This is a genomic window from Paenibacillus sp. FSL M7-1414 (assembly GCF_038003195.1).
GTDB classification, from domain to species: domain Bacteria; phylum Bacillota; class Bacilli; order Paenibacillales; family Paenibacillaceae; genus Paenibacillus; species Paenibacillus amylolyticus.
The window spans coordinates 3,765,837-3,792,249 of the sequence record NZ_JBBOOS010000001.1 but is presented as its reverse complement, the minus strand read 5'-3'; the positions used below and the strand labels follow the sequence as shown (position 1 = coordinate 3,792,249).

Annotated in this window: 21 protein-coding genes and 2 pseudogenes; 5 read left to right on the top strand and 18 right to left on the bottom strand. The window is 41.2% G+C overall.

Annotated elements, in window-relative coordinates; genetic code table 11:
- The first annotated feature begins 404 nt into the window (after positions 1 to 404).
- From MHH92_RS16410 to MHH92_RS16395, 4 genes are all read left to right on the top strand, one after another.
- The gene (locus MHH92_RS16410) at positions 405 to 2,204 is read left to right on the top strand and encodes an ABC transporter ATP-binding protein (protein WP_340904938.1); all 1,800 of its coding nucleotides are present in this window, start codon (positions 405 to 407) and stop codon (positions 2,202 to 2,204) included.
- Positions 2,201 to 3,949: an ABC transporter ATP-binding protein gene (locus MHH92_RS16405; protein WP_340904936.1), complete on the top strand. Its 1,749-nt coding sequence runs from the start codon at positions 2,201 to 2,203 to the stop codon at positions 3,947 to 3,949. Before MHH92_RS16410 ends, MHH92_RS16405 begins: the two co-directional genes overlap by 4 nt.
- Positions 3,950 to 4,035: 86 nt before the next feature.
- Positions 4,036 to 4,998, top strand: a complete 963-nt coding sequence (locus MHH92_RS16400; RefSeq protein WP_340904935.1) for an ABC transporter substrate-binding protein — start codon at positions 4,036 to 4,038, stop codon at positions 4,996 to 4,998.
- A 920-nt stretch (positions 4,999 to 5,918) separates the two neighbouring features.
- Positions 5,919 to 6,317: an RDD family protein gene (locus MHH92_RS16395; RefSeq protein ID WP_081746009.1), complete on the top strand. Its 399-nt coding sequence runs from the start codon at positions 5,919 to 5,921 to the stop codon at positions 6,315 to 6,317.
- Positions 6,318 to 7,071: 754 nt separating this feature from the next.
- Here MHH92_RS16395 and MHH92_RS16390 read toward each other — a convergent pair.
- From MHH92_RS16390 to MHH92_RS16320, 17 genes and pseudogenes are all read right to left on the bottom strand, one after another.
- The gene (locus MHH92_RS16390; protein ID WP_100527501.1) at positions 7,072 to 7,275 is read right to left on the bottom strand and encodes a hypothetical protein; all 204 of its coding nucleotides are present in this window, start codon (positions 7,273 to 7,275) and stop codon (positions 7,072 to 7,074) included.
- A 157-nt stretch (positions 7,276 to 7,432) separates the two neighbouring features.
- Positions 7,433 to 7,969: a hypothetical protein gene (locus MHH92_RS16385; protein WP_243391300.1), complete on the bottom strand. Its 537-nt coding sequence runs from the start codon at positions 7,967 to 7,969 to the stop codon at positions 7,433 to 7,435.
- Complete coding sequence (locus MHH92_RS16380) at positions 7,966 to 9,126, bottom strand: hypothetical protein (protein ID WP_340904931.1); 1,161 nt, start codon at positions 9,124 to 9,126, stop codon at positions 7,966 to 7,968. Before MHH92_RS16380 ends, MHH92_RS16385 begins: the two co-directional genes overlap by 4 nt.
- A 377-nt stretch (positions 9,127 to 9,503) precedes the next feature.
- Complete coding sequence (locus MHH92_RS16375) at positions 9,504 to 10,439, bottom strand: hypothetical protein (protein ID WP_340904930.1); 936 nt, start codon at positions 10,437 to 10,439, stop codon at positions 9,504 to 9,506.
- 743 nt (positions 10,440 to 11,182) lie between these two features.
- The gene (locus tag MHH92_RS16370) at positions 11,183 to 11,941 is read right to left on the bottom strand and encodes a formylglycine-generating enzyme family protein (protein ID WP_100527504.1); all 759 of its coding nucleotides are present in this window, start codon (positions 11,939 to 11,941) and stop codon (positions 11,183 to 11,185) included.
- A 64-nt stretch (positions 11,942 to 12,005) separates the two neighbouring features.
- Positions 12,006 to 12,233 (bottom strand): annotated as a pseudogene (locus MHH92_RS30600) (histidine phosphatase family protein); the annotation flags it as partial.
- Positions 12,209 to 12,379, bottom strand: coding sequence for a hypothetical protein (locus MHH92_RS30595; protein ID WP_430214022.1), 171 nt, complete (start codon positions 12,377 to 12,379; stop codon positions 12,209 to 12,211). The gene MHH92_RS30595 and the pseudogene MHH92_RS30600, both read right to left, overlap by 25 nt.
- A 739-nt stretch (positions 12,380 to 13,118) precedes the next feature.
- A pseudogene (gene ilvD / locus MHH92_RS16365) lies at positions 13,119 to 14,809 on the bottom strand (dihydroxy-acid dehydratase).
- A 15-nt stretch (positions 14,810 to 14,824) separates the two neighbouring features.
- On the bottom strand, positions 14,825 to 15,490 hold the full coding sequence (locus tag MHH92_RS16360; RefSeq protein WP_340904926.1) for a GntR family transcriptional regulator: 666 nt from the start codon (positions 15,488 to 15,490) through the stop codon (positions 14,825 to 14,827).
- Between the two features lie 513 nt (positions 15,491 to 16,003).
- Positions 16,004 to 17,980 (bottom strand): sigma-70 family RNA polymerase sigma factor, encoded by a 1,977-nt coding sequence (locus MHH92_RS16355; RefSeq protein WP_340904925.1) that lies wholly within the window; start codon positions 17,978 to 17,980, stop codon positions 16,004 to 16,006.
- A gap of 574 nt (positions 17,981 to 18,554) precedes the next feature.
- Positions 18,555 to 19,871, bottom strand: coding sequence for a sensor histidine kinase (locus MHH92_RS16350; protein ID WP_076317723.1), 1,317 nt, complete (start codon positions 19,869 to 19,871; stop codon positions 18,555 to 18,557).
- Positions 19,858 to 20,553, bottom strand: coding sequence for a response regulator transcription factor (locus tag MHH92_RS16345; protein WP_036673666.1), 696 nt, complete (start codon positions 20,551 to 20,553; stop codon positions 19,858 to 19,860). Before MHH92_RS16345 ends, MHH92_RS16350 begins: the two co-directional genes overlap by 14 nt.
- A 26-nt stretch (positions 20,554 to 20,579) precedes the next feature.
- Positions 20,580 to 21,704, bottom strand: coding sequence for a dimethylarginine dimethylaminohydrolase family protein (locus MHH92_RS16340; RefSeq protein ID WP_083669620.1), 1,125 nt, complete (start codon positions 21,702 to 21,704; stop codon positions 20,580 to 20,582).
- 158 nt (positions 21,705 to 21,862) lie between these two features.
- Positions 21,863 to 22,180 (bottom strand): site-specific integrase, encoded by a 318-nt coding sequence (locus MHH92_RS16335; protein ID WP_253508879.1) that lies wholly within the window; start codon positions 22,178 to 22,180, stop codon positions 21,863 to 21,865.
- A gap of 29 nt (positions 22,181 to 22,209) precedes the next feature.
- Positions 22,210 to 22,446, bottom strand: coding sequence for a hypothetical protein (locus tag MHH92_RS16330; protein WP_076317724.1), 237 nt, complete (start codon positions 22,444 to 22,446; stop codon positions 22,210 to 22,212).
- A gap of 265 nt (positions 22,447 to 22,711) precedes the next feature.
- Positions 22,712 to 23,731, bottom strand: coding sequence for a DUF4367 domain-containing protein (locus MHH92_RS16325; protein ID WP_340904918.1), 1,020 nt, complete (start codon positions 23,729 to 23,731; stop codon positions 22,712 to 22,714).
- A complete protein-coding gene (locus tag MHH92_RS16320) occupies positions 23,692 to 24,276 on the bottom strand; it encodes an RNA polymerase sigma factor (protein WP_340904916.1) in 585 nt (194 codons plus the stop codon). Before MHH92_RS16320 ends, MHH92_RS16325 begins: the two co-directional genes overlap by 40 nt.
- Before the next feature lie 559 nt (positions 24,277 to 24,835).
- On the opposite strand from MHH92_RS16320, the gene MHH92_RS16315 reads away from it, so the two are divergent.
- Positions 24,836 to 25,066 (top strand): TetR/AcrR family transcriptional regulator, encoded by a 231-nt coding sequence (locus MHH92_RS16315; RefSeq protein ID WP_340907694.1) that lies wholly within the window; start codon positions 24,836 to 24,838, stop codon positions 25,064 to 25,066.
- A gap of 573 nt (positions 25,067 to 25,639) precedes the next feature.
- On the opposite strand, the gene MHH92_RS16310 is transcribed toward MHH92_RS16315, so the two are convergent.
- Positions 25,640 to 26,251, bottom strand: a complete 612-nt coding sequence (locus tag MHH92_RS16310) for a DUF1349 domain-containing protein (protein WP_036673660.1) — start codon at positions 26,249 to 26,251, stop codon at positions 25,640 to 25,642.
- Between the last annotated feature and the right edge of the window lie 162 nt (positions 26,252 to 26,413).

Genomic DNA, 26,413 nt, shown 5'->3' with positions numbered 1-26,413 from the left:
TATCCAATATGGCTTCCTTTTGAATTCAATAGGCGACAGTTAAATGATGTAAGTAACTCCTTCAGAACTCCTTCACATATTTATCCATACTAAATGGAAAATATTACGGGAGTTACAGATCAAAGAAGTCATATTTATCTATACAAGCAAAAAACGAAAACTTTCTCCAACAACAATTTTTTTGCTTGGCAAGAATGTAAATACTTCACCAGACATTCTCAAGTTAAGCGACGAGGTCATATGTCCAATAGGGCTTATAAGAAGCTGTGAGACAACAATAATCCTTGAAGAGGTATTATTGCTCCGTGAAGAGGTAGTGATCATTCAGGGCTCTATGAGATATTAATGTGCGTATATAGCACTGCGCTATATTGAGAATGATTATTAATATCAGGAGGGGTGAGATGAACAACACATCTGAAGTGTCGGGACTAATGCAAGTAACGAAGGAGCGCAAAGGTCTGCTGATTACAGCAAGTATCTTCTCGACCCTGGCGAGTCTGTTGCAGATTGTTCCTTTTGTCGGAGTGTATAAGATCGTCGAGGAACTGCTAGCGCATGCGGGCCAACCATCTGCCATGGACAAAGATTTGTTGATCTATTGGGGGATGGTCGCGTTCGTAGCCCTGATTGCAGGGCTTGTTGCGCTCTATATCGGGGGGATGTGCTCACACATTGCTGCGTTCAACATTTTGTACCAGCTCAGAGTGAGACTTGCGGAACATGTTGCCAAAGTACCCATGGGGTATCACACCCGGACGGCAACCGGTGAGCTCAAGAAGATCATCGAAGTCAGTGTGGAGAAAATCGAGAAATTTATCGCCCATCAGTTGCCGGACCTGGTAAGTGCGATCGTTATTCCACTAATGCTCTTGGGATATCTGTTCTGGCTTGATTATCGCATGGCGCTGACGCTTTTGGTTCCAATCGGAATCGGGTTCTGGCTCCAAAGTCGCCTCTTTCGCAGCGAAAAAGGCCGCCAGGCTTATCGTGATTTTCAACTTGCTATTGAAGAGATGAATTCCACAGGTGTTGAATACGTGAGAGGTATGCCGGCGGTGAAAGTATTTGGCATTACAGCTGATTCGTTTCTAACGTTTAAACAGGCGGTGACGCGGTACCGGGATATTTCGTTGAAAATAACTGATTTGTGTAAAACATCCTACGGGCTGTTTTTTGTAATCATGATCTCGTTATTTACCTTCATCGTTCCGGTGGGTATTCTGCTGTCGAGTGGAAATGCAGGCAATCAGTCGTTTGCGATCACGTTTATTCTGTTTCTAATCATTACCCCGAGTCTATCTGCTCCGTTATTGAAGTTAATGTATCTGGGTAGTGGGATGCGAGAGATTGTGGAAGGACAGAAACGGATAGAATCGGTGTTTGCCGAGCCGGTTGTACAAGAACCTGAGTTGCCCAAAGTTCCGGATACATATGAGGTTGCCTTTCGGCAGGTATCTTTTGCTTATGAACGTAAGGAGAGCGAAGCATATAAACCTGTACTTGATCAGGTTGATTTTGTAGCCAACGCAGGAGAGATGACCGCACTTGTCGGACCTTCTGGTGGAGGAAAGTCAACCATTGCGAATCTATTGCTTCGTTTCTGGGATGTACAGGAAGGTGAGATTACGATTGGTGGAATTCCGATTCAGGAGATGGGTACGGAGAAACTGATGGATACCGTGTCCTTTGTATTTCAGGATGTACATTTGTTCTACGATACGATTGAAGAAAATATTCGGATGGGCAATACATCAGCTTCACGACAGGACGTTATAGCTGCGGCTCAAACTGCTTGCTGTCATGAATTCATTGAGAAACTGGATGCCGGATATGACACCAAAATCGGAGAAGGCGGCACGTACCTGTCCGGCGGCGAAGCACAGCGAATTGCTATTGCACGGGCACTGCTTAAAAATGCTCCCATTCTGGTCCTGGATGAAGCGACGGCCTACGCAGATGCAGAGAATGAACACAAGATCCAGCAAGGTCTAGCCCAATTGGTTCAAGGCAAAACAGTACTGATTATTGCTCATCGTCTAACAACGATTCGTGCAGCAGAGCAAATACTCGTGATCCGCAAGGGAACGATTGCCGAGCGTGGGACACATGATCAATTGCGTGCATTAGGCGGAGTATATGAGCACATGTGGCAGGCCCATATCAGTGCAGCTTCCTGGAAGCTTGGAGGTGCAGGACGATGAAGAATTATTTATACAATATATCTGGGGGTAACCCGCGTAGTCTGCTTCCTTCGGTAATTGCAGCGATTCTGGACGGGATTGCAAAGATTGTTCCTGCGGCGCTGCTTGTGGATATATTCAACACGATCTATAAGTCTTTTGCTGGACCAGACAAAGGACTGGATATCAACCGAATGTGGATTGTATGCTGCATCCTGTTTGCCTGGCTTCTGGTGGAGTATGCGGCTTATGCTTCGCTCTATGATAAGACCTATCGGGCAGCATACAGCCTTGCGGCCTCAGGAAGGTTGAAGTTGGCGGAACATATTCGCCATCTGTCGTTAGGATTTTTCGGAAAACGTGATCCTGGCGATCTGACGAATCTGATCCTGAGTGATTATGGTCAGGTTGAGCATACGATCTCTCACAATCTGTCGCAGCTGATCAGCGCGATTGTGCTTCCGGTACTTGCTTTTGGCGGACTTCTGTTGGTGGATTGGAGAATGGCCGTAGCCATGTTTGTTGCGGTTTCCTTAGGTGTGGCTCTGTTATGGCTTACGGATTCCATTCAGGCACGACTGAGTGAGAACCATGTTCGAGCCAAAAACGAAGCCGCCAGTCGACTTCAGGAGTATCTGAGCGGTATTCGTGAGATTAAGGCCCACAATATGGGGGGCAAACGTTTTGAACGGCTGCGTCGTTCTTTTGACGAATTGAAATCAGCTTCCATTCGGTTAGAAGGTATTATGGGACCGATGATCATGGGCGCGATGTTGCTTGCACGATCAGGGATGACATGGATGATTCTAGTGGGCAGTTATTTGCTTGCTGGTGGTGAGTTGTCCCTACCGGTATTTCTGTTATTTTTGCTGGTAGGTACAAAGGTATTCGAACCGTTAACGGTTGTACTGATGAGTTATGGGGAGATGCGGTACTCTGCATATAGTGCAAGACGCATTATGGATGTGCAACAAGAGGCCCCGATGGCAGGAAAGGGAGATGTACAGCCCAATCAGGCGATTTCATTCGACCAGGTGACCTTTGGATATGATGATCAGCAGCCGGTGTTGAAAGACTTGTCGTTTACGATTGAGCCACATACCATTACTGCCTTGGTTGGCCCATCCGGTAGTGGTAAGAGTACAGTCACACGTCTCATTGCCCGCTTCTGGGATGTACAGCAAGGAACCATTCGCATTGGTGGCAGACCCGTTGATCAGATGGACCCCGAGAAGCTGTTGCAGGATATCTCTGTGGTCTTCCAGGACGTGTATCTGTTCCAGGATACGATCGGCAACAACATTCGTGTAGGAAAGAAAGACGCTTCGCAATTCGAGATTGAGGAAGCAACACGCAGAGCTTGTTGTCATGAGTTTATCTCCAGTCTGCCTCAAGGGTACGATACGCTCGTTGGCGAGGGTGGATCGACGTTATCTGGTGGGGAGAAGCAACGGATCTCCATTGCACGTGCTTTATTGAAAAATGCATCGATCGTTTTGCTTGACGAAGCCACCGCTTCACTTGATCCGGAGAACGAAGCCGCGGTGCAGCAAGCGATTAATGAGCTAGTCGCGGACAAGACGGTTATTTTGATTGCACACCGATTAAAGACCATTCAGAATGCCGATCAGATCCTTGTATTGGACCAAGGTCAGCTCGTAGAGCAAGGAACTCATGCGCATTTGTTAGATCACTCAGGCATCTACGCTCGGTTGTGGCAATTACAACAGGATGCAGAAGGCTGGCAGGTAAAAGTAAACGTATAATAATGAGTTCGATGAGATAGATAAAGTAACTGAAGCAAATAAGCCTCATGTGGCTAATGAACTGACATAAAAGGAGAATGACAACGATGTTTAAACGAATTCCTGTATGGATTGCACTATGTTGTATGCTCACCTTGGCGGCCTGTGGAACGATCCAGACCACCAGTGAAGTGGCCAGCTCCTCAGAGGTGACTGCACAAGCAACGACCAAAGTGATTACCAACCCGAATGGAGAAGAGATTACGATCCCTTTGAATCCAGAGCGCATTGTTGATCTATCCGGCTCTACAGAAGAGCTACTGATCATTGGGAAAACACCTGTTGCAACGATGAGTGCGGATTACGGTAACCCGGAGGAAATCACTCCAACCATTAAGGATCAACTGAGTGCAGATACCCTTAATTTGGGCTGGTATGGTTTCCCGTTCAGCATTGAAGCTATAGCGGGTGCCAATCCGGATCTGATTATTTTGGGAAAGGATTTTAACACGGATCAGTATGAAACTTTATCTAAAATTGCGCCTACGATTGCATTGCCTTACTCTTACTATGATTGGAGAGAACGCCTGACATTCTTGGCAGATACGTTTGGAGAAGAAAGCAAGAAAAATGAATATCTGGCCAAGTATGATGCGAAATCTGCAGAGTGGAAACAAAAGCTGGAGGCGGCTGTACATGGTGAATCCTTTGCCGTAATTGAGACATATCCAAACAACCTGGTCATCTATTCCAATAAAGGGGCAGCTGAGATGTTATACGGTGAATGGGGCCTGAAGCGCACAGAGGGTATCCCAGATCCAGAGGGCTGGGGAGGTAAACAGATCGCACTGGAGGCTCTGGCTACCGTTAATCCGGATCGTCTGCTGCTGATGGAGAATAGCGAGAATAAGATGGTAGACAGCAAGGTGTGGAATAACATGAACGCAGTGAAGAATGGCAAGATCTATAAAATCTCTAATGTCGATAATTATAATTATTCGTACACAGCGATGGGGAGAATGGAGCTTATGGACCGTTTGGGTACGATGATTCTGGAAGGTAAGAAGTAGTCGTTGGATTAGAGCAATTGAAACGATAGATTAAATTTAACATTTAACAGAACCTAATAACGCCTATGTGTAATTGTGTAATTTGTTCGAAATCATGTAACTTGAGTGGTTCTGGCTACGTTTAGACATTGGGGTGATCTGATGTTGGTGAACGCGGTTCAACGGTACATGGTATTAGGACTTATATTTATAGGGATAAGCTTGACGGCATATCTCGTTCTTGAAAGGATTGAAGGGTACCATATAACAACGACAGAGTATTACGGCTTACGCAATGCAGGGGGAGTAATATATATTCTTTCGCTCATCCTGGGATTCGGTCACTATTTAGTCGCTTTTTATGTTGTTATTATTAGCCCGATCACATGGCTGCTGCGGAAATATGTATGCTTTCCTATGATGAGAACTTTCATCTATATGATTGGGTTTGGATGGGGCGGGCTGTGGGTTTTTGATCTCATGTACAATCCATATTTCGCGAAAGGATACCATCTGAACCGCATGACATCGATATGGATATTTGCCATCGCGGGGTTAGTTTATGCCATTGTGGAGAATAAGATTTGGCGAAGAGGGCAGATGCAGAACGAACAGAAAGCTACTTAACAAAAGTTGAGTAGCTTTCTCGGTTTACATAATTATTATGGTGTTTTCATTGGGGGCTCAGTAGCTAAATACAATTTTTGAAAAGGATTATGTAAGAGTAAGTAGTGAACATGTACAGCAGTAAGTTAATTCGATAGTTTGTTATAAAATTCACAAAAGATGCAATTAAAATGAAATAGGAGTTTTATCGTAAAAAGGTAAAATTTTCTGTTATACTATTTGGGTTGTGTACATAAAGTTAGATATTTTAATGAAGGGAGTTCATGAAGTAAATTAGCCGTTTAGTTTAAAATTGTAGTTTGGAGGAAAGCACTTTGTATAAAGCAGGTTTTTGGATTAGATTAGGAGCAGGTGTATTGGATAGTCTTATTATTTCAATTCCGTTAGTGATTATTGCAGGTGTGCTGACGGGCAACTTTGATACGGATGAGCCGATTGCCAAACTGCTTAGTGCGTTATACTCAATTTTATTACCAGTTTACTGGTATGGTCGAACCATAGGCAAACGTATATGTGGAATTCGAATCCGCCAATACGATACACACGAACCGCCAAAAATTGGTACGATGCTGATGCGAGTTGTTGTAGCTGGACTTGTGTACGTATTAACTTTGGGTATCGGAGTTATTGTGAGTGCTTTTATGGTCGGTTTGCGTGAGGATCGACGTGCGATTCATGACTTTGTAGCAGGAACAGAAGTAGTTTGGGATTAACTCGAAAAATATAAAGAATTGCTGTACAGGGGTAAAAATCACTGTACAGCTTTTAAATCATTAGTACTGTTTCACAAAACTCGTATTTTGTACATATGTACAGATGGAATCAAATCGTCAAACGCCATACGCCATACCTGCCCCAATACGTACCGATAAAACAAAAAAGCCGCTATAATAGCGATTTCAATGGGAACATGTTCTTGTCCCTCCACAAATCGCCATGTTAGTATACTGCACTTCTCACGGATCACGGTGTAAAGAAGCCAAACGCATATGATCGGCTGCTTTTTATGTTTGATTGAGCTAACGGTTCTCGTTAGCTTATTCCCATTCCTTCCAAAAGACCCATCCTCCATTTTTAAGCGAAAAAAGTGATTTACACTGCTTACATCTCAGAATCGAACCAGAAGGATATTTTGGATTATCGATATACAGTTTGGGAACACATTTCTCGTACCCACATTTTGGGCATATCTGTCTCATACTTTTCTTTGTTTTCAATTTCTTACCTCAATTTATTCTTATATTTTCTTTATTTTAGCATTGTTCATTAAACTAAACTGCCCGTTAACTTTAAAAATGGATATTACTTTACAATTAGTTTTTTGGTGGGATCTGTTCTTAGCTCACACGCCCTCTATTTTAGCGACTTTTTATGGTAATGTGCTCTTTTCAATCGACATAATTCCTATCATTGCACTGTGTCAGTGAAGAGTTGCGTGGATATCGTTTGTGCCGTTCGGAACGTGCTTTAGGGTAGTACTTTTATTTCTTTCAAAATATCGCTGTAAGTAACCTCATTGTTCATTAGCTTTGGATAGAAATTGAATGCTTTGTCAAACTGAGCATCTGTAACTTTTATATAGCCGTTATCAATCATTTCTTGATCCGTTTCCTCTGGATCGCTTACCATCCTATATTCAAAATTGTTTATTTTCAAAAAATTTCTTCCCATGATTGGCCTCCTATTCTTTCCAATATCTATCTACTCTCTTTGGATTATACCCCTGATAAGCTAGATTGTTCCAGGTTAAGATTAAAAGAGCGTTTCCCGTATTGAACACCGGGAAACGCTCATATTTTACTATTTTCTGTTTTTCTCATAGGGAAGCTTAAATATCCAGATCTACGTAATTACCATCCATCAAGCGCACGTGATCAAAACGCCATTTAGCAATGGGATGAAGCACTTGTTCATTGAATCTAACAAGTGAGGGCCTGTGCTCTGCCTCCACCACCACCATGATTTGAGCATCAACGTTTCGGATGACCCTAGCGGTGTTCTGCGTAGCATGTTCGTTAACTGCTTCAGTCGTCAACTCAATCCAGCCGATCCAATCTTCTCGACCGTTCGCAACAACTTTTAATTCACCGTTCCTTCTGGTGACAAGAGTTCCATGATTGCGCCGCAGCATGACAAACGTGGACTCATCTAATTCTTTAAGCCCCAGTGTTTCCATCAAGCGCACAATTTCATTCTTATCAGATGAGCTGTATGTCGGCTGGGCTAAAAGCGAATTAAGTTGAGCAAATCCTTCCAAAACTTCCCGACCAGATAAGCTCCTGTTTTTCATCCATTCATCGGCGTTTAGTATCTTCGCGCGCTCAAAGAAGTTTTCCACATTGTAAGCAGCAAGCCTTAGCCTCATTTCCTCCTTTGACTAACAAGAGTCTCAACCCTTTCGGCCATGAGCTCTGAATTGATATTACTGATGCCGAACCTTCTAAGCTTATGCACGACTTCGCTTGCGGACGGAGCATTTTCAATGATGATGTTCACAACTTCATCGGCATCATCGACGAGCCGGATATAGCGTTTGAATTCCTCCTCTGTCATATTCCCACTAACTACGAAGAGTTGATGAAGCAATTCCAACACTGGTATGTGCACCTTACCATCTGGGACTTCCGGAACTGTCCAGAACTTGCTATCAAGAAACAACATTGAAGTAATAGGAGCTTTATTTTCTGTGTCGCGGTAGTATACTTGGCCCGCGTCTTGGAACACTTCTTGGATAGTGCCTCCCCGCCCTTCAGAAAAAACGATGCCGCATGAAGCTAGCGTCAGGAGAACATCTTCTCGTATGCTGTTTAGGAAGTATTTTGCCACATGGGTTGCAAAAGGCGTAAATGGTTCGTGACCATAATGCCATGTCGGCAATGCCAAACTACGATTGAGAGGCGTAAGTTGGTCCTTAAGTTCATTAGCAATTTTCCAAGCTGGAAGCATCCATGCGTGGAGATCACTTAACAAATCTTCATTGATTGTCCTTCCATCTTTTCCAATGAGGTGATGCATGTTTTTTGGGAATTCATCATATGGTTTTTCCGCTAACCTATTGATTGCGGATGTAAGTGATTCTTCTGAACGTCCTGCGAAAAGTGCACCAAGATGAGTCGCTTCCATGCAACCTGGTCCACCACCACTAACAACGATGAAACCAGATTCAGAAAGCTTCTGAGCAATTCGTGCAACCTCGCGATATGCATCGCTGCCGCGTCGCTCTCGATGCCCGCCCATGATTGCGACAGGACGGCGTCCTGCCTGCACCTCTGTTGCCAGAAATACATTCATTTCCCTTACAACTGATGTGTCATGCAAAGCTTCCATCATCGCGGCGTAAGGGTTCGAGATAGTAGTCCCCCCTTGTTGATGAAAGTATAAAAAGCACTGGAAATCGGGCGTAGCAGGTAAACTCAGTACATTTTCCGGATTAAAATGCTCAAGTAACTCAAACGGATTATAGAGCTTGTCGTGAATTGGGTTGAATGGGGGGTGAGTGATCGGTTCAATTGGTTTTATCATTGTTCGCTCCTATTTCTCGCTCTTATATTCTCATGCTTTGTCGTTCGTTAAAAATAAGGTGGGCTTTCTCATCTAAATTTCTGCCGACAAATAGACTTGGCAGTTTCGCCCATTGATGTCTCGGGATTTAATTTATCCAGGAACGTTTTTAATTATTCTGCAGTTATTTTACTGAATAAATGGATAAATTTAAGTAGTTATATCCTATACTCCATTCTTTGAAAGCACTTGTTCCAAACAAAAAAGCCGCTTTATAAGCGACTTCCATGTAAGAACTATATTTATCCAATAAGTTACTTGTTTATTGACGCGTAACTGCTAGTTCCAGGCTGTGTTCGACTGTAACATTTAAATTAGCGAGAAATGGCCGATACATATTAACCTTCTAGCCATTTCATGGCATTCGGTGGGAAATTTTCTTCCTTGATGAATCTAACATCGTCATCTGTAAGCGCATATGAAGTAGTATTCTCTATTAACCTGTTTGAGAACTGTTTTCTTATAAACTGATGAATAAAATTCGAAGTGTCAATAGTTTCGAATGTATGTACAAAATGAATGTTATTTTGTCCATGTTTATTACGAATGTCTGCCATCTTTTGATCTAGTAGAATCGTAGTTGTATACGAAAAGTAATAGCGATTAACTGAATCACGGAATAGAATCACAAAACCAGGTTTAGGCAGTTTCCTCTGTTGTTTCTTCCGATGATCCTCCTCTCTTTTTTCATTTTCACGTTCAAGTTCCAACATCTGATTTCTTTTAAATCTATCGTTATACACAGAAACGTATTCATCATCAATTTTTTCAGCAAACGATCTTATCTCATTTGCTAGTTTTATCATATCTTCTTTATCCCACATTTCTTGAGAAACTGAAGACCAGTCATCGTTATTGCGAGTAACGCCTACACCCTCTCTGAATGGAATCAAAACAACGTAGCCCATATGCTTATTTTGGTTATATCCCATTCCTTGTGTAAAATAAATGCTTTCCGTAATTCGATCACCAATTGTTTTAACAGTGTCATACACAGCTTGAAGAGCTAGGCTTAATTCATGGTTATCAATCCGAGTCCCGTCAAAAATAAGTTTGTTTCGGTCAGCGAGTGAAGCGAAAATCTTTTTCAGTTGTATCTTGTTTGTATGCGTCATCTCAGAGAGCTCATCCCAATCAATTTCTGGTGTATAGAACCCTTCATGCATGCAGTATGCGTTTAAGATAATAAATTCATCATTGGTTAATCCATATTTAATGTATGTCTTTGCCAGTAGTTTTGATAAATCGGTGTTTTGTACTAATCGTGAGTACATTAAGTTCCCCCCAGAATTTCAATTGAGATCGACATCTTCATCATTTCCACCATATTCGATTTTAACATTTAGATACACGTTAAAAACATTCTATTGTCAACCGAACAATGTTATATCTGCCGATAGTAGCTTCTTCTTCATTTTGCCTATATTCCAGCTCGAAATCATAGAATGTGAATGGGTAGGACACAAAGGGATCATGTTGGCGTTAATTATCCGCATTTTATTGTGTGATTTTTGACCTACTTAATTAAACGATCTAACCATAATTAAATAGATGTAAATCGTCTTTTCTGTAATTTAACTAATTTGGATGTATAATATATAATTTCGGGCTAAGTGACCACCGAATAAGTAACTGCGTATGGCTGGTTCTCGATGGTAACAAGGTATATGTATCATCCATAAAGTAGCTCCACTGCTCATAGCTTTTTAACTTTTTTCTTGGATTTAGTGTAGATATGAGTATTTTTTGAAAAAATCTTTTCAGAATGCGGGCAACTAAAAGCCGCTAAAATAGCGACTTCAATAGGACTATGTTCTTGTCCCTCGACACTTGTTGTGTCCTCCATTGAGTATTGAGTTTTACTTTGTAGGTGATTCTATAATCTTACCATAAAAGACTAATAGCCAGCCGATCTTAGTCGTCGGCTGCCTTCTGGTCATCAGTAAGTTATAGTTTCCGGATAGTTGAACACCTACCGTTAGCTCAACGACTTGAGCATACTCGATGTGTCGTTTTCTCAAGGATTTGTAAGTGCTATTCTAAAACCAAGATCATCTATTTTAAAATTGGGCATGCTTTTCCTTCTACTCGTAGAACCACAATTGTTCTCCACTTCAGCCCAACTGCCTCCCCTGAAAACTCTATAGTTCCCATATCGTTCAGCATCATATAGATCCCAGCACCATTCCCAGACGTTACCGATCAAATCATAAAGTCCCCATGGATTAGGAAGCAACTGTCCTACTTTATGAACAGATCCATTGGAATTTCCTTGATACCATGCAATTTGATCAATTCTTGCATACCGATATCCCTTTGATCCTGCTTTGCACGCATACTGCCATTCAGCGTCTGACAGTAATCGAAATCCATTCGCTATTTTGTTAAATATTATGTTCTCACTTTCGTTTGTAACTGTGTAACATTCCATCCTGCCAAGCTTTCTCGATAACTCATTACAGAAAGCAATAGCATCCATCCACGAAACTTCCGTAATTGGCAGCTTACTCACAATCGGCTCTATTTCTTCTTCATGCATGACAAAATGATATAACTGCTGTGTTACTGGATACTTCATTACATGGAATGGCTCTATAGCTTCAGTCCACGTTATAGTCTTTTTACTACTTCCTGGGTTAGATAAAGTGTAATCAGTGCTAAGCCATTTATCTGTATTAAGAAAATCGCGTAGTTCAATTGATCCGCCTTCTATGGGTACCATCAAATCCATTATTTCTTTTAGAAAACGTACCTTGTCACTTCCGTACTTTTCCATATGTTATCCCCCCCATTCTAACTTACCGCCAACCAAATTCGACCCAGAAACTGTATTATCCAGCTTAATAGTTGCTAACGACGATAAATTTGTCGATACTTTTAGTGTGGTTCACCGCGTCTAATATGGTTATAGAAGTATTATCTATATACGTTTTTTGGAAATGTTGCGGCAAAAGATGTTGTAATGATAGCCCAATCAATGCTCCATGACTTATAACTAATATTCTTTTATCAACATATTCTTTAATCAGTTTTTCGAGAAAAGTTAGACCTCGCTTTGCGACCATTTTGAAATCTTCATACCAAGATTTTGCTCACTCCAATTTGCTCCCCAACGAGTGATACGCTCTTCCTCTGTGGTGCCCTCAATTAGGCCGCAATTAATCTCTCTAATACGTTCATCATTGAATACGAGTACTCCTAAACATTGCTGAATGATTTCGGCAGTTTGCTTAGCTCTCGTTAGATTACTGGAGAATATGACATCCCATTCTTAGCTTGAAAGTCATTTTGTCAGTGCAGTTGCTTGCTCTATTCCTTCTTCGTTTAGCGGTATATCAGATATTCCTTGAGCCTTGCTAAGATCTAAGATTATTGCATTCAGTAACCCCATGTCTAATAAGACCTATTGTGGTCGCCATACCTGCCCCATCATTGCCCAAACAAATAGTACCACATATTGGAACTATACTGCCCGTTAGTTTAATGAATTGAAGGGCAAGATGACGATTAGTTATGCGTCTAACCGGAAATAGGAACATGTTCTTGTCCCTCGACATTCGAGAGTTTAATTTAATATTGAAAGCAGCTAGTTTGGATTGCCTAACGGGCTAGCGACTTGCATTGGCAATATTTACTCATTCCAGATTTAGACCATCCAAACACTAGCCGGAACCTGCCTGCTATTCGTAGCGAACCCCCAATTAATGAAAGTCGAGAAACGGTACAAGCAAAAATACACCCCCTAGAATTTCATCGGCTAAACTCAGGGGTTTAATCCAATGTCTATTCTAGGGGGTGCACTTCATTTTCAAATGATGAAACTAAATTCTTCATCTTTTTCTTGCGACATTCTTGATCTCTAAAGCTGGCGTTTTTTTGTTTAGCGCGCTTCATGCATTCGTTGTAGTAGCTTCTCCCCTCCCATTTTATATGTAGCATCAATGTTTAATTGTCTATTCCATCAAATCTGTTACTGCACCTCTTGAAGCAGAGGAAACTAATTTAGCATATTTGGCAAGTACACCGGATTTCACTTTCAGTGGCGGTTGTACCCAAGCTTGCGCTCGAGCGGCCAACTCTTCTTCTGGCAATTCAACCTTAATTTCCTGAATGTCGCTATCGATGGTGATAATATCTCCATTTTGGAGCAAAGAGATCGGTCCACCTACTTGTGCCTCAGGGGATACATGGCCAACTACAAATCCATGCGAGCCACCCGAGAACCTACCATCTGTTATGAGAGCAACTTTCCCACCGAGACCTTTCCCTACAATGAGTGCTGTAACGGAAAGCATCTCAGGCATACCTGGTCCACCCTTCGGTCCACAATAGCGTATGACCAATACGTCCCCTTCTTGAATTTCATCATTCATGATCGCTTCTGTCGCTTCATCTTCGCTATCGTAGACCTTTGTCGGTCCGGAAAACTGTTGTATCTTCATGCCTGACATTTTGGCAACAGCGCCTTCAGGAGCTAGGTTTCCTCGAAGCACAACCAGTGGTCCATTTGGTTTAAGCGGATTATTGAGTGGACGTATAATCTCTTGATCATTCTGTAGTGGAGCAGCTTCCGCTAAATTCTCCGCCAACGTTTTACCAGTTACGGTGAGGCAATCCCCATGAAGTAATCCCTCAGCGAGCAATAGCTTCATTACCCCGGAAACACCACCAATATCATTCAAATCCTGCATGACATACTGACCACTTGGCTTCAGATCTGCCAAATGAGGAACACGCAAGCGAATTCGTTCAAAATCATCCAAGGTTAAATCCACTTCTACGGAGTGCGCAATAGCTAGCAGATGGAGAAATGCGTTGGTTGATCCCCCTAGAGCCATAACAACGGTGATCGCATTCTCAAATGCTTTCTTCGTCATAATGTCTCTTGGGTAGATTTCCTGTTCAAGAAGTGAGATGACCTGCTTACCGGCTGCTTCGCATTCTAATGCTTTATCCGCTGAGATAGCTGATGTCGAAGAAGAACCAGGCAAACACATACCCATTGCTTCTGCAGCTGCGGCCATCGTATTAGCGGTATACATCCCCCCACAAGCCCCTGGACCTGGACAAACACTGCATTCGACCTTATGCAATTGTTCGTCTGTTATTTTTCCATCTTGATATTGCCCAACGGCTTCAAAAGCTGAAACGATATCCACTTTTTTACCGTCGAGATTACCAGGTTGAATGGTTCCTCCATATACATAAACAGAAGGAATATTCATCCGTCCAATAGCCATCAAACATGCAGGCGTATTCTTGTCACACCCACCGATTGCAACAACGCCGTCAAAACGCTCGGCTCCGGTCACAATTTCAATCGAATCAGCTATAGCTTCCCGACTTGGTAGCGAGAACAACATCCGCCATGCCCCATCGAGATCCCATCAGAAACGGTAATCGTATTAAAAATTAGTGGAGCACCGCCGTTATTACGTGCGCCCAGCTTAGCTTGCACCGCTAAATCATTGATGTGCATATTACACGGTGTTACTTCACTCCACGTACTTGCTATTCCGATCATTGGCTTTTTAAAATCCTCATCTTGAAATCCAACTGCACGCAGCATCGCTCTGTTCGGTACCCGGTTAGCACCTTCACTGATTACCTTGCTTCGAATGCGAAGATCTTTTTTATTTTCCATGTTTCTTCCCTCATTTCAAAGTATTTCGTTCAGTTCCTGCATCGGTCGAATAAAATTTTGTTTCATTAAATTATGGGCATCGTTGCTATTTTTGCCTTCAAAAGCTTTAATAATCTGATCATGTTCTTCAACTGAAGCTAGTGTAGCCGTAATAGGTTGTTTTAAAAATACGTATTTAAATCGCCTAATGTGAATCTGAAGAGATGTATTAAATGTAGCTACATAAGGATTATCTGAGAGCTCCACAATATAATTATGAAATTGCTCATCCACCTCCATAGCCTGATAAACTTGGCCATTCTTAATGGAACTTGCAAATTCCAAATTTAGTGATCTTAGTTTCTCAATCTGTTCTGGAACAATAGTTTGGGCGGTGATTTCAGCAGCCAAAGCCTGAAGAGCAGCCATGGTTGAATACATCTTAAAAATATCGTTTTTCTCAATATTCGTTACTTTTGTTTCTTTTCCTGGATGCATAGACACGAGGCCTTGAACTTCGAGTAACTGAAATGCCTCCCGAATCGGTGTCCGGCTGACTCCAAGCGATTCAGCCATTTCCGCATCAATAAGCTTTTCACCTGGTTGCAGTGTTCCATCAATGATCCATCGCTGAATCTGAGAAAACGCTCTTTCTTTTGCGGACATACGGACTGGTAAGGAAAAATTTTTAGGAATTGGCATTGTTTTCATCCTCATTGCAATTATTCTTATATGCAATATATCGCATACACGATCGAGAAGCAATTATTATTTCATTTATTCGCTCAATTAAGTTTATCCAGATAACTACCTGTTTTTATTGAGAGTCTGAGACAAAAAAGAGAACTATAATTTAAGAGTCTTTCTTTGAGAAATGTTACATAAGTAATATATTTTAATGTGAATGTTATTATATAAAATTATTTGGTACTAATGAGGGCTTATGTACTTTTTACTTAAGTATACATCTAATCGGAAATCAGACGATGTTCTTGTCCCTCGACATGAGTTTGTAGTTTTAACTCCCACCCCTCCGTCGTATAATCTACCTAAAACGCCGAACTCATATTCCGAGTTCGGCGTTTTTAAAATTCAATGGACACAATTAATATGATAGAACGTTGTGTTAAACGTCTATTTTTAAAATGCTGTTCTACGTCCGCAGGCTTTTGAATGCCTTCCAGCCCTTAGTTTCGGGCTAGATGTTTTTGTTTGTCAGTAAAAAGTATTTTCGTATAACTTCCCCGTATGCGCATCAAGCACTTCGGGCGTCCGCTCGTGCTCGCTACCAATCATTCGATACACTAGTTCGTACGGGGCCTCTTCCGCCCTAGCATTGTGCATCCGTTCCCATTGCAGACGCAGCTTGGCCTGTGCCGTCCATCGGAGGATAGCTGTATGGTAATCAAATGAAGGCACGGTCTCCAGCTTCTTTAACTGTTCTGGCCTTATGGAGGGGGACATCAAACTTTTGACCCTCCCATTAGAGCGGTCAACAGCTAGTTGATAGCATTCATCCCTGACAGATACGTCTTGAACATATACACCAAAGCGAATGATTTCCAAACGATCTTCGTCGTCGGTCTCTTCAGTTAGAAGCTTGAGATACGGCAACATTTCGGTTGCTAGTCCTCGGACATAGTCCATAGCTACTTCTATACATGCGTCTCGATCCCAGGTTAATGGAGCTAGTTGATCTGACTTACCATGCGAAACAAAGTCAATCAGTTGTCCGGATTGGCTGTCTACTCGCGCCTTGACTGCTCCCTCCATCTGATCAGCCCAATAGGCCTTCCAAGACCGGTCATTCTTGGCTGGACGCTCTTCATTCTGTTGCTTCCACACCATCAACTTGGTGTTCGAGCCAATATTGTCGTCTTGTACTAACTGAAATTGGTCGTTGTCTACGCCAATCCACTCTTCTAGGCTTCGTGCGGGCGGGAACTCACCTGGCCACTCGTCCAGAGTTCTTGGGTCAGAGGGGACAGCTTCTGCCCTATAGGCTGTCGGAACTTCCTCCTGTGATGATGCAGTATAGATTAGCCCTCTACTTCGGGGGGCATAAACAAGATGGACCTGATCGTCACCATCCGTGTACACGGCTTTGTCCAATACGCAATATTCCACATGTAGCAAAAAATTCGCCTTCATACACGCCATCTGTTCCTCTTCTGGTGTGATCATGGTTGGGAGTGCTGGCCCTGGAACGGTTCCATAGTACCTAAATCCGACCACGCGACCGCTGGGATGAACCATAATCAGGCATCCCGTCTCAGGAAGCGGCAGCCCCATCGCCTTCTGCTGTCGTGTGTACACAAACATCCCTTCCATCCACTCCATCTCACAATACGGAAAATCACGCAGTGCGCCGGGATAATGATCTTCCAGGAATTGCTCTGCCTGCTGTTTGAGCTCCTCCTCAGATATCCGTGTCTCGTTGTCCAATGAGGCCCAGGAAATGGCATAGTCTAGCAAGTTGCCGTCCCTGGAGAGCGTGGCAGAAACGGCGTCATCACTCCCCGTTTTAACCCATAAGAATCCCGCTTCTCCCTTCCCTGTTCCCCTCCCGGTGTTCTCTTGATAGTCATTGACGATCAGATCATAATCCGGTGAAACGGCAAACTGGTGCTCTGCCTGTTGTCTTAACTGCAGGCGTAATGTATCCAGGTCTCGTTCGAGAAAATCTTGAGCCATTTCGTTGCGCAAATGTTCCAGCCCCTTCCGTAATTGTGTTTTTACAGTACCTAATGGCATATCCAGGAGATGGGCGATTTGCTGCTGGGTCAGGTCCTTCTTATATTTTAAGAACAGGAGCTGACGCAGCTTCGGATTCAGACTGGCCAATGCACGCTCCAGATCCAGGGTTTGATCGATATCATTAACGACCAGTGGCTCTTGCGCCTGCGGGTCTTCGCTCAGGTGAACACGCTTGGATTTCTTCAAATGATTGAGCGCCCGGTTCACCACAATTCTGGTAAGCCAGCTCTCAAACGCTTCGGCTTGCTGCAGCGTTTGCAGTGACTCATAAGCCTTAACGAGGGCATCCTGAACGATATCCTCCGCATCTTTGGACTCCCGTACATAATGGCGAGCCACTCGGTGCAGCTTATCCGTTCGATCCTTTATAAGAGATACGAAGGCATCGTGATCTCCGTTTTGTGCGGCGTTGATTTGTTGCTGTGCATCGATCATTGTCGTTCACCTCCTGTTATATAGACAGCTAACTCGGGGGTTTGGATTTAATTAATGTAACATTATTCTTATAGTTGCTCCCAAATAAGTGCATATGCTGATTATTTAGATATACACCTAATCGGCAATCGGTACAAGTTCTTATCCTTTGCTTGGGACAAGAACTTGTACCGATAAAATAAAAAAGCCGCTAAAATAGCGACTTCAATGGGAACATGTTCTTGTCCCTCGACAATTCATTTTGGAATGGGCTGGAAAAATGTTGATTCTCGTGATGTCAGGGCATCCTGTCGTCGATCGCTCAGCATGGGCCATTACCTTCAGTTCTTTCACTTCATCAGTTCCAATTATAAAGGTGAACATGAGTTGTGGCTGGATCTTTATGGCAGATTTCCAGTGCTCGCTTCGTTGAGCCCCTTTACTGCCCATTAGCCCTTTCATCTCTGCTGTACCTTCTTCCAACAGAATTACCCGTTTTGTCGTAACAACTCCGTGCATAACTTCATCGTCGAACGAATTGAATACAGTAAACGTGATAGATTTACGAAAACACGTTACATGCAATTTTAGGTAGCTATTTAAAAGCTCGACTTATTTTAAATTTCAGGATAATCTTGTAATTCTCTTGATCTTCAGATGAAGAGAATTGTCCTATCATCCGATGCATAACTTTTTCTATGATTTTTTCACCCAATTTATAACTTTCTACAGATTCATTATTTATTTTTAATTTGTTTTCTACACAAATCACAAAATGATTATCTTCTATATAAGTAAATAAATTAATTTTTTGCTCTCGATCTGCATATTTTAGTATGTTCGACAGAAAATTATCAAATACACGTCCAATATTTTCCATATCCACTATAATTATGACATCCGTAGGGGAGGCATTTACAAGCACCTGAAATCCTTCCGCTCGAAGTACAGCTGTAATATCTGACAATACATCATGAATTGATTCCCGAACTGAAAGGGTTACTAAGTCTGCCTCCCTCTCTTTATCTAATAAAAAATATGAAAACAGATCGTCTGTACGATTCTTAAGTTGGAGAGCCTTTTGATACGCACTCTCGATTTGATACCTTGTTTCTACACATAAATCTTCTGGTGTATTACGGGCAAACTCTAAATACATGATGAGAGATGTCAGTGGCGTACGCATATCGTGAGACATTTCGGTTGCGAGATTTCTACTCTCATTTTGCAAATTTTCTATCCTTTCTAACCTGCCTAAAAATGCTTTACGTAGTTCCTCTATACTTTCCGCAATCATCGCCAATTCATCATACCCTCGTACCGTTATAGAATAGTCTAATGAGCCGCCTTCAAGGATATGAATTTCATTATTAATTGTGCGTAAATATTTGATCCCTCTACGTATTCCAAATAAAACAATGGTTATAAATAACATTGCGGACAGCAATATTTCAAGCATGTAGGCCACATTATAGTAGTGGGAAAAATAAAATCCATAGATTGAAACGTTACCTGTCCCATCCTTAAATTGTACTGGGTAAGAGTTCCGTCGATCATAATCAGTTTCAGGCTGACTTCCATATGCTCCTTCGTCATCAGCATGATACAAGGAATCATATTGAAGCACCTGGTTCTGAAATACGTATAAAAATAAATTACTCTTCTGACTTTTAATCCAGTCTGAAAACGCAATACGATCTGTCGTTGACAGATCGTTTGCTGAAACATATTCTGAAAATTTTTGGACGTAAACTTGAGATTCGGACTTTAAACGCTCATCAGAAGTAAAATAATGATCCATAACCCGATTGCTTATGGACTGCAAAAGTAAAAAACAAAGAACACTTATGGTGAGAGCAATAATTATTAAAACAGTCAACTTTTTAGTTATAGTAAGTTTATGAGTGGCCAAAACGGTAACCTCTTCCCCATTCCGTTAAGATATACGCTGGTTTTGCTGGATCTTCTTCGATTTTCAATCGTAATTTTCGGATGTGTACTACTACCGTATTATTTGAACTGTAGAAATAAGGTTCCTTCCAAATACTCTCATAAATATTTTGGGCAGAGAAAATTTTATTTCTTCTGGTCATCAACAGTTTAAGTAGACCGTACTCCAGATCGGAAAGCTCAATCTTCTGACTGCCTTTCCATACATCGTTAAATTGTTCACTTACTTTTAAGCGTCCTCCGATAAGAAATGTTTCGCCATAATCCTTTTTATCTTGATAAATCGTATACCTACGCAACAAAGCAATAACTCTTGCCAGAAGCTCCTGTACAGAAAAAGGTTTAGTTAAGTAATCATCTCCACCAGCAAGCAAACCTTCCGTTTTGTCCAAAGTTCCGGATTTAGCAGTTAGAAAAAGAATAGGAACATTGTATCGTTCTCTGATTCGTATACAAGCCTCCAGTCCGTTTATTCCAGGCATCATAATATCCAGAATCACCAAATCCAATGACTCATTTACTAATTCAATTCCCTGTTCTCCATCTTTAGCTGTTGTTACTTCATAACCTTCACGGACAAGAGACATACGTAGCAGATCACGAATTTCCTGATCATCTTCAACCACTAAAATCCGGCTTGTCATAGTTCACCTCATACTTGATTTAACTTTTAGCTATCCGTGCGAAGCAATGGCTGTGTACTGCAACGGAAAGCTCCGCCGAAAGAACGAGAAATTTCGTAATCAACATATTCTACTTTGATTCCTCTTTTCTCAAGCTCTTTTCCAATTGTATTTTTGAATGCAATGTCCGTAACATATACTGTGCTACTGATTGGCAATCCATTTACCGCCAAATCTTGAGCATCCTTGTAACTCACTTCGATTTTGTCCCAATTTTTAAGTTCTTCTGGGAGCCCATTGGCTAACGAATCCATGCTAACAATCATTAATCCATCTCTTACAAAACTGATAGCACAATCCAGGTGCAATGTGCCAGGCTCTAGCTTCACCTCAACCACCTTATAACCTGATGGTGTCAAATAGTTTCTGAGCCAATCAATACCGGCTTTGTTTGAAGCTAGACCAGAATTACCGACGAATACAGTCTTTCCATACACGAGGATATCTCCACCTTCAAGGTAAGGACCGGCAGCAGAGTTGATTCCTTTAGAAACGTCTGGTTGTGGGACAGCTACATGCGGAACGTTATTTTGGGCTGCTTCCTTATCCAGAATACTTCTAACAGGTAAAACCTCAAGTCTCCGGTAAGCCGATTTAAATGAACCTTCAATTAGATGATTTCCGATTGTGAAGAATGGATCTCTGACAAAGAAATTAGTTACTCCTTCGCCACCTGTAATGCCATCTTTCACAGCCCCTAGTTGTTTTTCCTTTTCAGTTAAAAGGCGTGGACGTTGAACCTCAACCCCGTATTTTTCAAGAACCTTTTTAAGATCTTCACGCTCTTTTTCCCACTTTTTCTGTGCCTCTGCCGGATCCGTATTCATTATAGACATGCCTCCTTCAGGCATAGGCATGTCTCCTTCTGGAAAATCATCAAAATTGAAGTGCATAAAAGCTTCAGATTGTGTCAATACAACTCTTTTTAGCGTGGCGAACTCACTCTCTACATATACATTGTTTTTCTCACTTTTTGTAGTCACAGTTCCATTCACTTCCGTAACTCTATTAACTTTAGACACACCAGTCGCCCCTGCCACTGGTAATATGCTAGTTACCAGTACAAGTGATAATGCTGTTGATCCAACCCACTTCAAACTCTTTTTTTTCATATTAATGCCCTCCTAATAATTTGTTTTAATGCTTACAGTTTGAATTATAGAGAGCAATTCTTAACAGTTTATGAAGGCATACTATTTTAATTTAAACTCCTTCCCGTAAGGTCTGAAAAGAGATCTTTAAATGAATCACATCTTCTTCCATCAAAAACTTAAATACCCGCTTCTCCATGTTTTGGCTCATGCAGTTTAATAGAAGGATTGCTAGATAGATAGGTTTCTTCATGTGCAAAGCAAAATAAGGAACGTACAAAAGGGATACCGTGCCCTAGGCTGCTTGGTTTTAGACGATCAGATTGCTTTGCTAAGTATTCCTTCAGGAGATTTAGAGTTACTCCCGAAATATCGACATCCCCTAGATCAGAAACCAACATCTTGAGTTGTAAAGCATACGCACGCAATGTATTCAGGCTCAACCCTTGAATTCGTTTATCTGCCTTAAAATGATTCCAAAGTTCACTTAAATTCATAAAAATCCTCCTATTAAGAGCAATTAATTTTAGTTTGCTTCAAAATGTCCTGGAGATGAAGATTTGATAGCATAAATTTCAATGATGTCATCCATTTCAATTTTTATGTTTATGCCTTCTTCTGTTTCAACAAATAGACACCCCTCATTTAATTCTTTAGAAACACCACGGAAAAATTCATCTTGAATATTAACTTTAAATACTACTGAACGTTGTTCTTTAACTGTCATCTCAATAAATTGTCTCTTATTCATCATATTATGCAATGTTTCCCCTCCCTTTTAGAGATAAAGTATTCTATATAAAGGAACCAAGTTCTCGTCCCGCGACAAATAATAACTAACAGTTTAACGGCAAGTTTAAAGGCCATCCTCCTTTGTGGGATGGCCCTTCCTGTACATATTCCTCCATTAATAATACTGCCTTATAGGTTTTGTTAGCTTTATTCAAATTATAACTGGCTGGAAGATTACTTGGGTCCTTCAGTAAAATGTCTAAAGTGCCTTGTTTATCCCTTTGTTGTTTAGAACACTAAGGAGATGTAAGCATCTCTTCAGCAATTTTGACCAGATCCTTTTTACCTAAATTACTGTCCCCATTATTGGATATTTCATACAACAAATGATTGTGATGGTCCCTCCATCCAATCCGATGGTAAGGAACGGAATTAGTTTCCCTATCCTTAATATCGGATTGAATATAATAGACCTCATTACCTTGGATGTTCAGCTTCTCGGATTTAGCGTGATCGTCCTGGAATATGGTCACTTTGGAGTCGGGGAATATTCTTGTTGCCATTACAGTTACAACGTTCTTCCCCTTGACATAGCGTGCCAAAGAGAAATCAGCCTTGTTCCAATTCAGTTTTTGAATATAGACCCGTTGCCCATCCGAAGAAGATTCAGCTTGTCTTCTAAGGTCGTCTGTTAACTTCAGGTAAGCAGCATCTGCCAGATGGTTTGTATAAAGATCGGCAGGATAAACGTATCCGTAATCAAACTGGTACCCTTGAGGAAGTTGCGTTATTGATTTTAAAACTGGAGCTTGCGTCCGTGTAATTTCAGCTTGCAAACTGCTAAAATTTGAATACTCGATCCACTTATATTCAAATTTTACGGGGGTTAATTTATCCGCGTTGTTAATTAACTCATCTTTGACATAATAGGCTACATAATCCCCAGGTTGCAATTGTTCTTTAATCTGATTTGTGTAAAAGCCCAGTCTTTTTGTGTAATTGGTAACAAAGTCAGTAGGCTCTTTGGCGGCGGCAGTGTTTAGTACCACCTCTCCTTTATTGTTAAGGAATTCAATATATTGTGAGGCCGCATACCCTGTCACTGATACTCCAAGAACGAACATTGCGGTTAGACCGGAAACCACGAATCTTTGACGAACTTGTGCTCTGGCATGCAAGCCTCTCTTGTGAACTGCCAGCTTATGGACCCGAGTCATGACTTTGTCAGTGACATCAAAATTCTGAAACTCCTCTTGGATCAAGAGATCCATTTCTTTCAGGTTTTCGTTTTGAGAAGTACGTTGTAATTTTGGCATAGTTCTTCCTCCTTTGGTTTCATCCATTTTTTGAGTTTGATTTTGGTTCTAGCAAACTTTTTCTTGACGGCATCGGGACTTTTATTCAAAATTTCAGCTATTTCTACAAACGATTTTTCTTCAAAAACGCGCAGAATCAGTAGGTTCCGTTCAACCACATTTAGTTTTTCAAGCGCCCGGCTTAGTGGTTCGTTAAAGAGTTGGTTATCCAGCATCTCTGCAGGACTAATGGCAGTTTGATCTTGAGCCATTAGTCTGAACTTCCATTTCTGTTGCATTTTTTTTCGACGGATTATGTTTATGCAGTGATGATAGGCTATTTTGTAGAGCCAGGCGGAGAAATTCACCTCAGGTTTATAGGCATCTATTTTCTCATAGGCCTTAACCAGAACGTCCTGAACAGCATCCTCAGCTTCCTGTTTGTTTGAAATAAGTCTCCAGCAATACATAAATATCTGTTTTTGGTATTTTTGAACGATATAAACGTATTCCTGAGTTTCGCCCGCTTGTACTCTTTTAATTCTGTATTCAGTTTCCTCATACATGTTTCTTTAAGGCACCTCCCAGGTATTCGCGATGAAGTTTATATATGTATAACAAACGAGGTAGTTCTAAAGGGACATTTTTTAGAAAAGTCTCTAAATTGTTGTTCAACCATATCCTCCTTATTTGTTTGTGATACAGAATAGGTCTGGTTAATAGGTCTCAGATTATTGACAACAGTACCAATCAAAACCCAAACACTGTAAGAGCAAATTCAACATCTAATGTTTCAATAATAGAGCGTTAGAATCTCTGCTTCTATAGAGCGCGGCTAAAACTCTAGCTTGCCTAAAATTAATAAATAATGGGATTTTGTTTAACCAAGCTTGACTCACAGTATTTTCCTGACAATAGCCGTTTAAGAAGTTGCAATAGTAACGCTTTGCAATCTCCTTCCTTACCCAGACACAACCCAAGGAATAGGGATTTCATAGAATATTTGTCGGATGATATTCTTAGACGTTAATAGGAGGAAAAAACATGAAAAAGCAACCTAAAATAACAGAGAAAACAAGACAAACCTTTGTTGGAGTTTTTTGTTAGTTATATAGCCAAAAACCAATCGAGAAAATTTCAGTTCAGGAAATTGCGAATAAGTCAGGATATAACCGTAGCACCTTTTATCAATACTTTACTGATATTTACGAATTGTTAGATGCTCTTGAAAATGACTTATTGAACGACATAAAAGAAGATTTTTTGCGAAAAAAGAGCTATCGATGCATACGGTTCAAGATGCGCTCCATTGTCTGGACAAAAAAGAACATCTTTTGGTTCTCCATGCCCTTTTAGGTGATTATGGAAGTCCCCGTTTTTTAAAACGCTTAAAAAAGAAATTACTCTAAATCAGTTGGAATTAAATGTTCCGCAAAACCCTGCCTTAACGCCATACTTGATTGAGTTTTACCTGTCAACCTCCCTTTCCTTATTTCGTCTTTGGCTCCAGCGACAAAAGGATTTATCGTCAGAAGAGTTTTTCAAGTTAGTGGACAACCTCTACTCAAAGGGGGTTACGTCCTATTCTAAAGAATGAGTCTGGCATTCAAACCTAATCGGTGTATAGTACAATAAAAAAACTGCCCTTTCTTGTGGTACGGTTCACGCTTAAACTATCTTGCCCGTTAGTTTAAGGAATTGAAGGGCAAGATGACGATTAGATACACGCCTAATCGGCAATAGGAACATGTTCTTGTCCAATACGGTAATCGGTACAAGTTCTTGTCCCTCGACATTGTAGGTATTGTTGGCTCGGGACAAGAACTTGTACCGATAAATAAAAAAGCCGCTAAAATAGCGACTTTAATGGGAATATGTTCTTGTCCCTCGACAGCACCAATTAAAACTGCATTGCAGGTTGTATTTAGGTTATTCGCCAAAACGAATATTTTTAACAGTTTTATTGACTAACGAGAAGTTCTGGAAAGTCCGTGGTCCACCCTCTCCTAATGGCGCCTGTGCTTCAAGGCCAACCTTAATGGTCTCTTCCACTGGTAGTGTAAAGAAACGCATCATCACATATTTGAGACCATCCAGTGAATAGTGGAATGCAAAGGAATTGCCGACTCGTGCTATTTGTAGCCAAATGGTGTCACTGTCGATATTGGACCCGTTTGCATCATCCGATGTTTGATTTGTTACTACGCTAACTACTGCATGTGTATCAAAATCTGTTTTTTCAAAACAAGCTTTAGCCCACACCTGGAAATCCTGCATAATCATAAGTGTTGCTGAATCATAAGTGTCCTTAAATCCATGGGAGACTTGAGCACGCATTACAAAATCCCCCGTAACTTCTTGATAATAAAAAGGTGCATTGGCAAGACTCTCTGGTGTGATCCCTTCTTCTGAAACGGGTCCAGGTCCACAATTATTAAAGAAATCGGATTTAGCAGTTGCCTCAATAATCAATTTGTCATTCTCAAAGGTTGCTTTGCTTTCATTAATCCATTTGAAATGTTCAAAAGCTGATTTTTCCATCTAATTGCCTCCTTAAATTATGTCACAAAGTATCACTAAAACTTTAAGGCTTAATAACCATGTAACTTAGGTCACTTTATAAACGTTTATTGAAATCATGTTACAAAATGGCAATGTTTCTTTTACCGAATTACTCTGGTTGACCTCTGAGAATTCTATCTT

Coding starts and splice junctions, on each gene's coding strand:
- MHH92_RS16410 (WP_340904938.1), top strand. CDS start 405: ATGAACAACACATCTGAAGTGTCGGGACTAATGCAAGTAACGAAGGAG.
- MHH92_RS16405 (WP_340904936.1), top strand. CDS start 2,201: ATGAAGAATTATTTATACAATATATCTGGGGGTAACCCGCGTAGTCTG.
- MHH92_RS16400 (WP_340904935.1), top strand. CDS start 4,036: ATGTTTAAACGAATTCCTGTATGGATTGCACTATGTTGTATGCTCACC.
- MHH92_RS16390 (WP_100527501.1), bottom strand. CDS start 7,275: ATGGGAAGAAATTTTTTGAAAATAAACAATTTTGAATATAGGATGGTA.
- MHH92_RS16385 (WP_243391300.1), bottom strand. CDS start 7,969: ATGAGGCTAAGGCTTGCTGCTTACAATGTGGAAAACTTCTTTGAGCGC.
- MHH92_RS16380 (WP_340904931.1), bottom strand. CDS start 9,126: ATGATAAAACCAATTGAACCGATCACTCACCCCCCATTCAACCCAATT.
- MHH92_RS16375 (WP_340904930.1), bottom strand. CDS start 10,439: ATGTACTCACGATTAGTACAAAACACCGATTTATCAAAACTACTGGCA.
- MHH92_RS16370 (WP_100527504.1), bottom strand. CDS start 11,941: ATGGAAAAGTACGGAAGTGACAAGGTACGTTTTCTAAAAGAAATAATG.
- MHH92_RS16360 (WP_340904926.1), bottom strand. CDS start 15,490: ATGCCAATTCCTAAAAATTTTTCCTTACCAGTCCGTATGTCCGCAAAA.
- MHH92_RS16355 (WP_340904925.1), bottom strand. CDS start 17,980: ATGATCGATGCACAGCAACAAATCAACGCCGCACAAAACGGAGATCAC.
- MHH92_RS16345 (WP_036673666.1), bottom strand. CDS start 20,553: ATGACAAGCCGGATTTTAGTGGTTGAAGATGATCAGGAAATTCGTGAT.
- MHH92_RS16340 (WP_083669620.1), bottom strand. CDS start 21,704: ATGAAAAAAAAGAGTTTGAAGTGGGTTGGATCAACAGCATTATCACTT.
- MHH92_RS16335 (WP_253508879.1), bottom strand. CDS start 22,180: ATGAATTTAAGTGAACTTTGGAATCATTTTAAGGCAGATAAACGAATT.
- MHH92_RS16325 (WP_340904918.1), bottom strand. CDS start 23,731: ATGCCAAAATTACAACGTACTTCTCAAAACGAAAACCTGAAAGAAATG.
- MHH92_RS16320 (WP_340904916.1), bottom strand. CDS start 24,276: ATGTATGAGGAAACTGAATACAGAATTAAAAGAGTACAAGCGGGCGAA.
- MHH92_RS16310 (WP_036673660.1), bottom strand. CDS start 26,251: ATGGAAAAATCAGCTTTTGAACATTTCAAATGGATTAATGAAAGCAAA.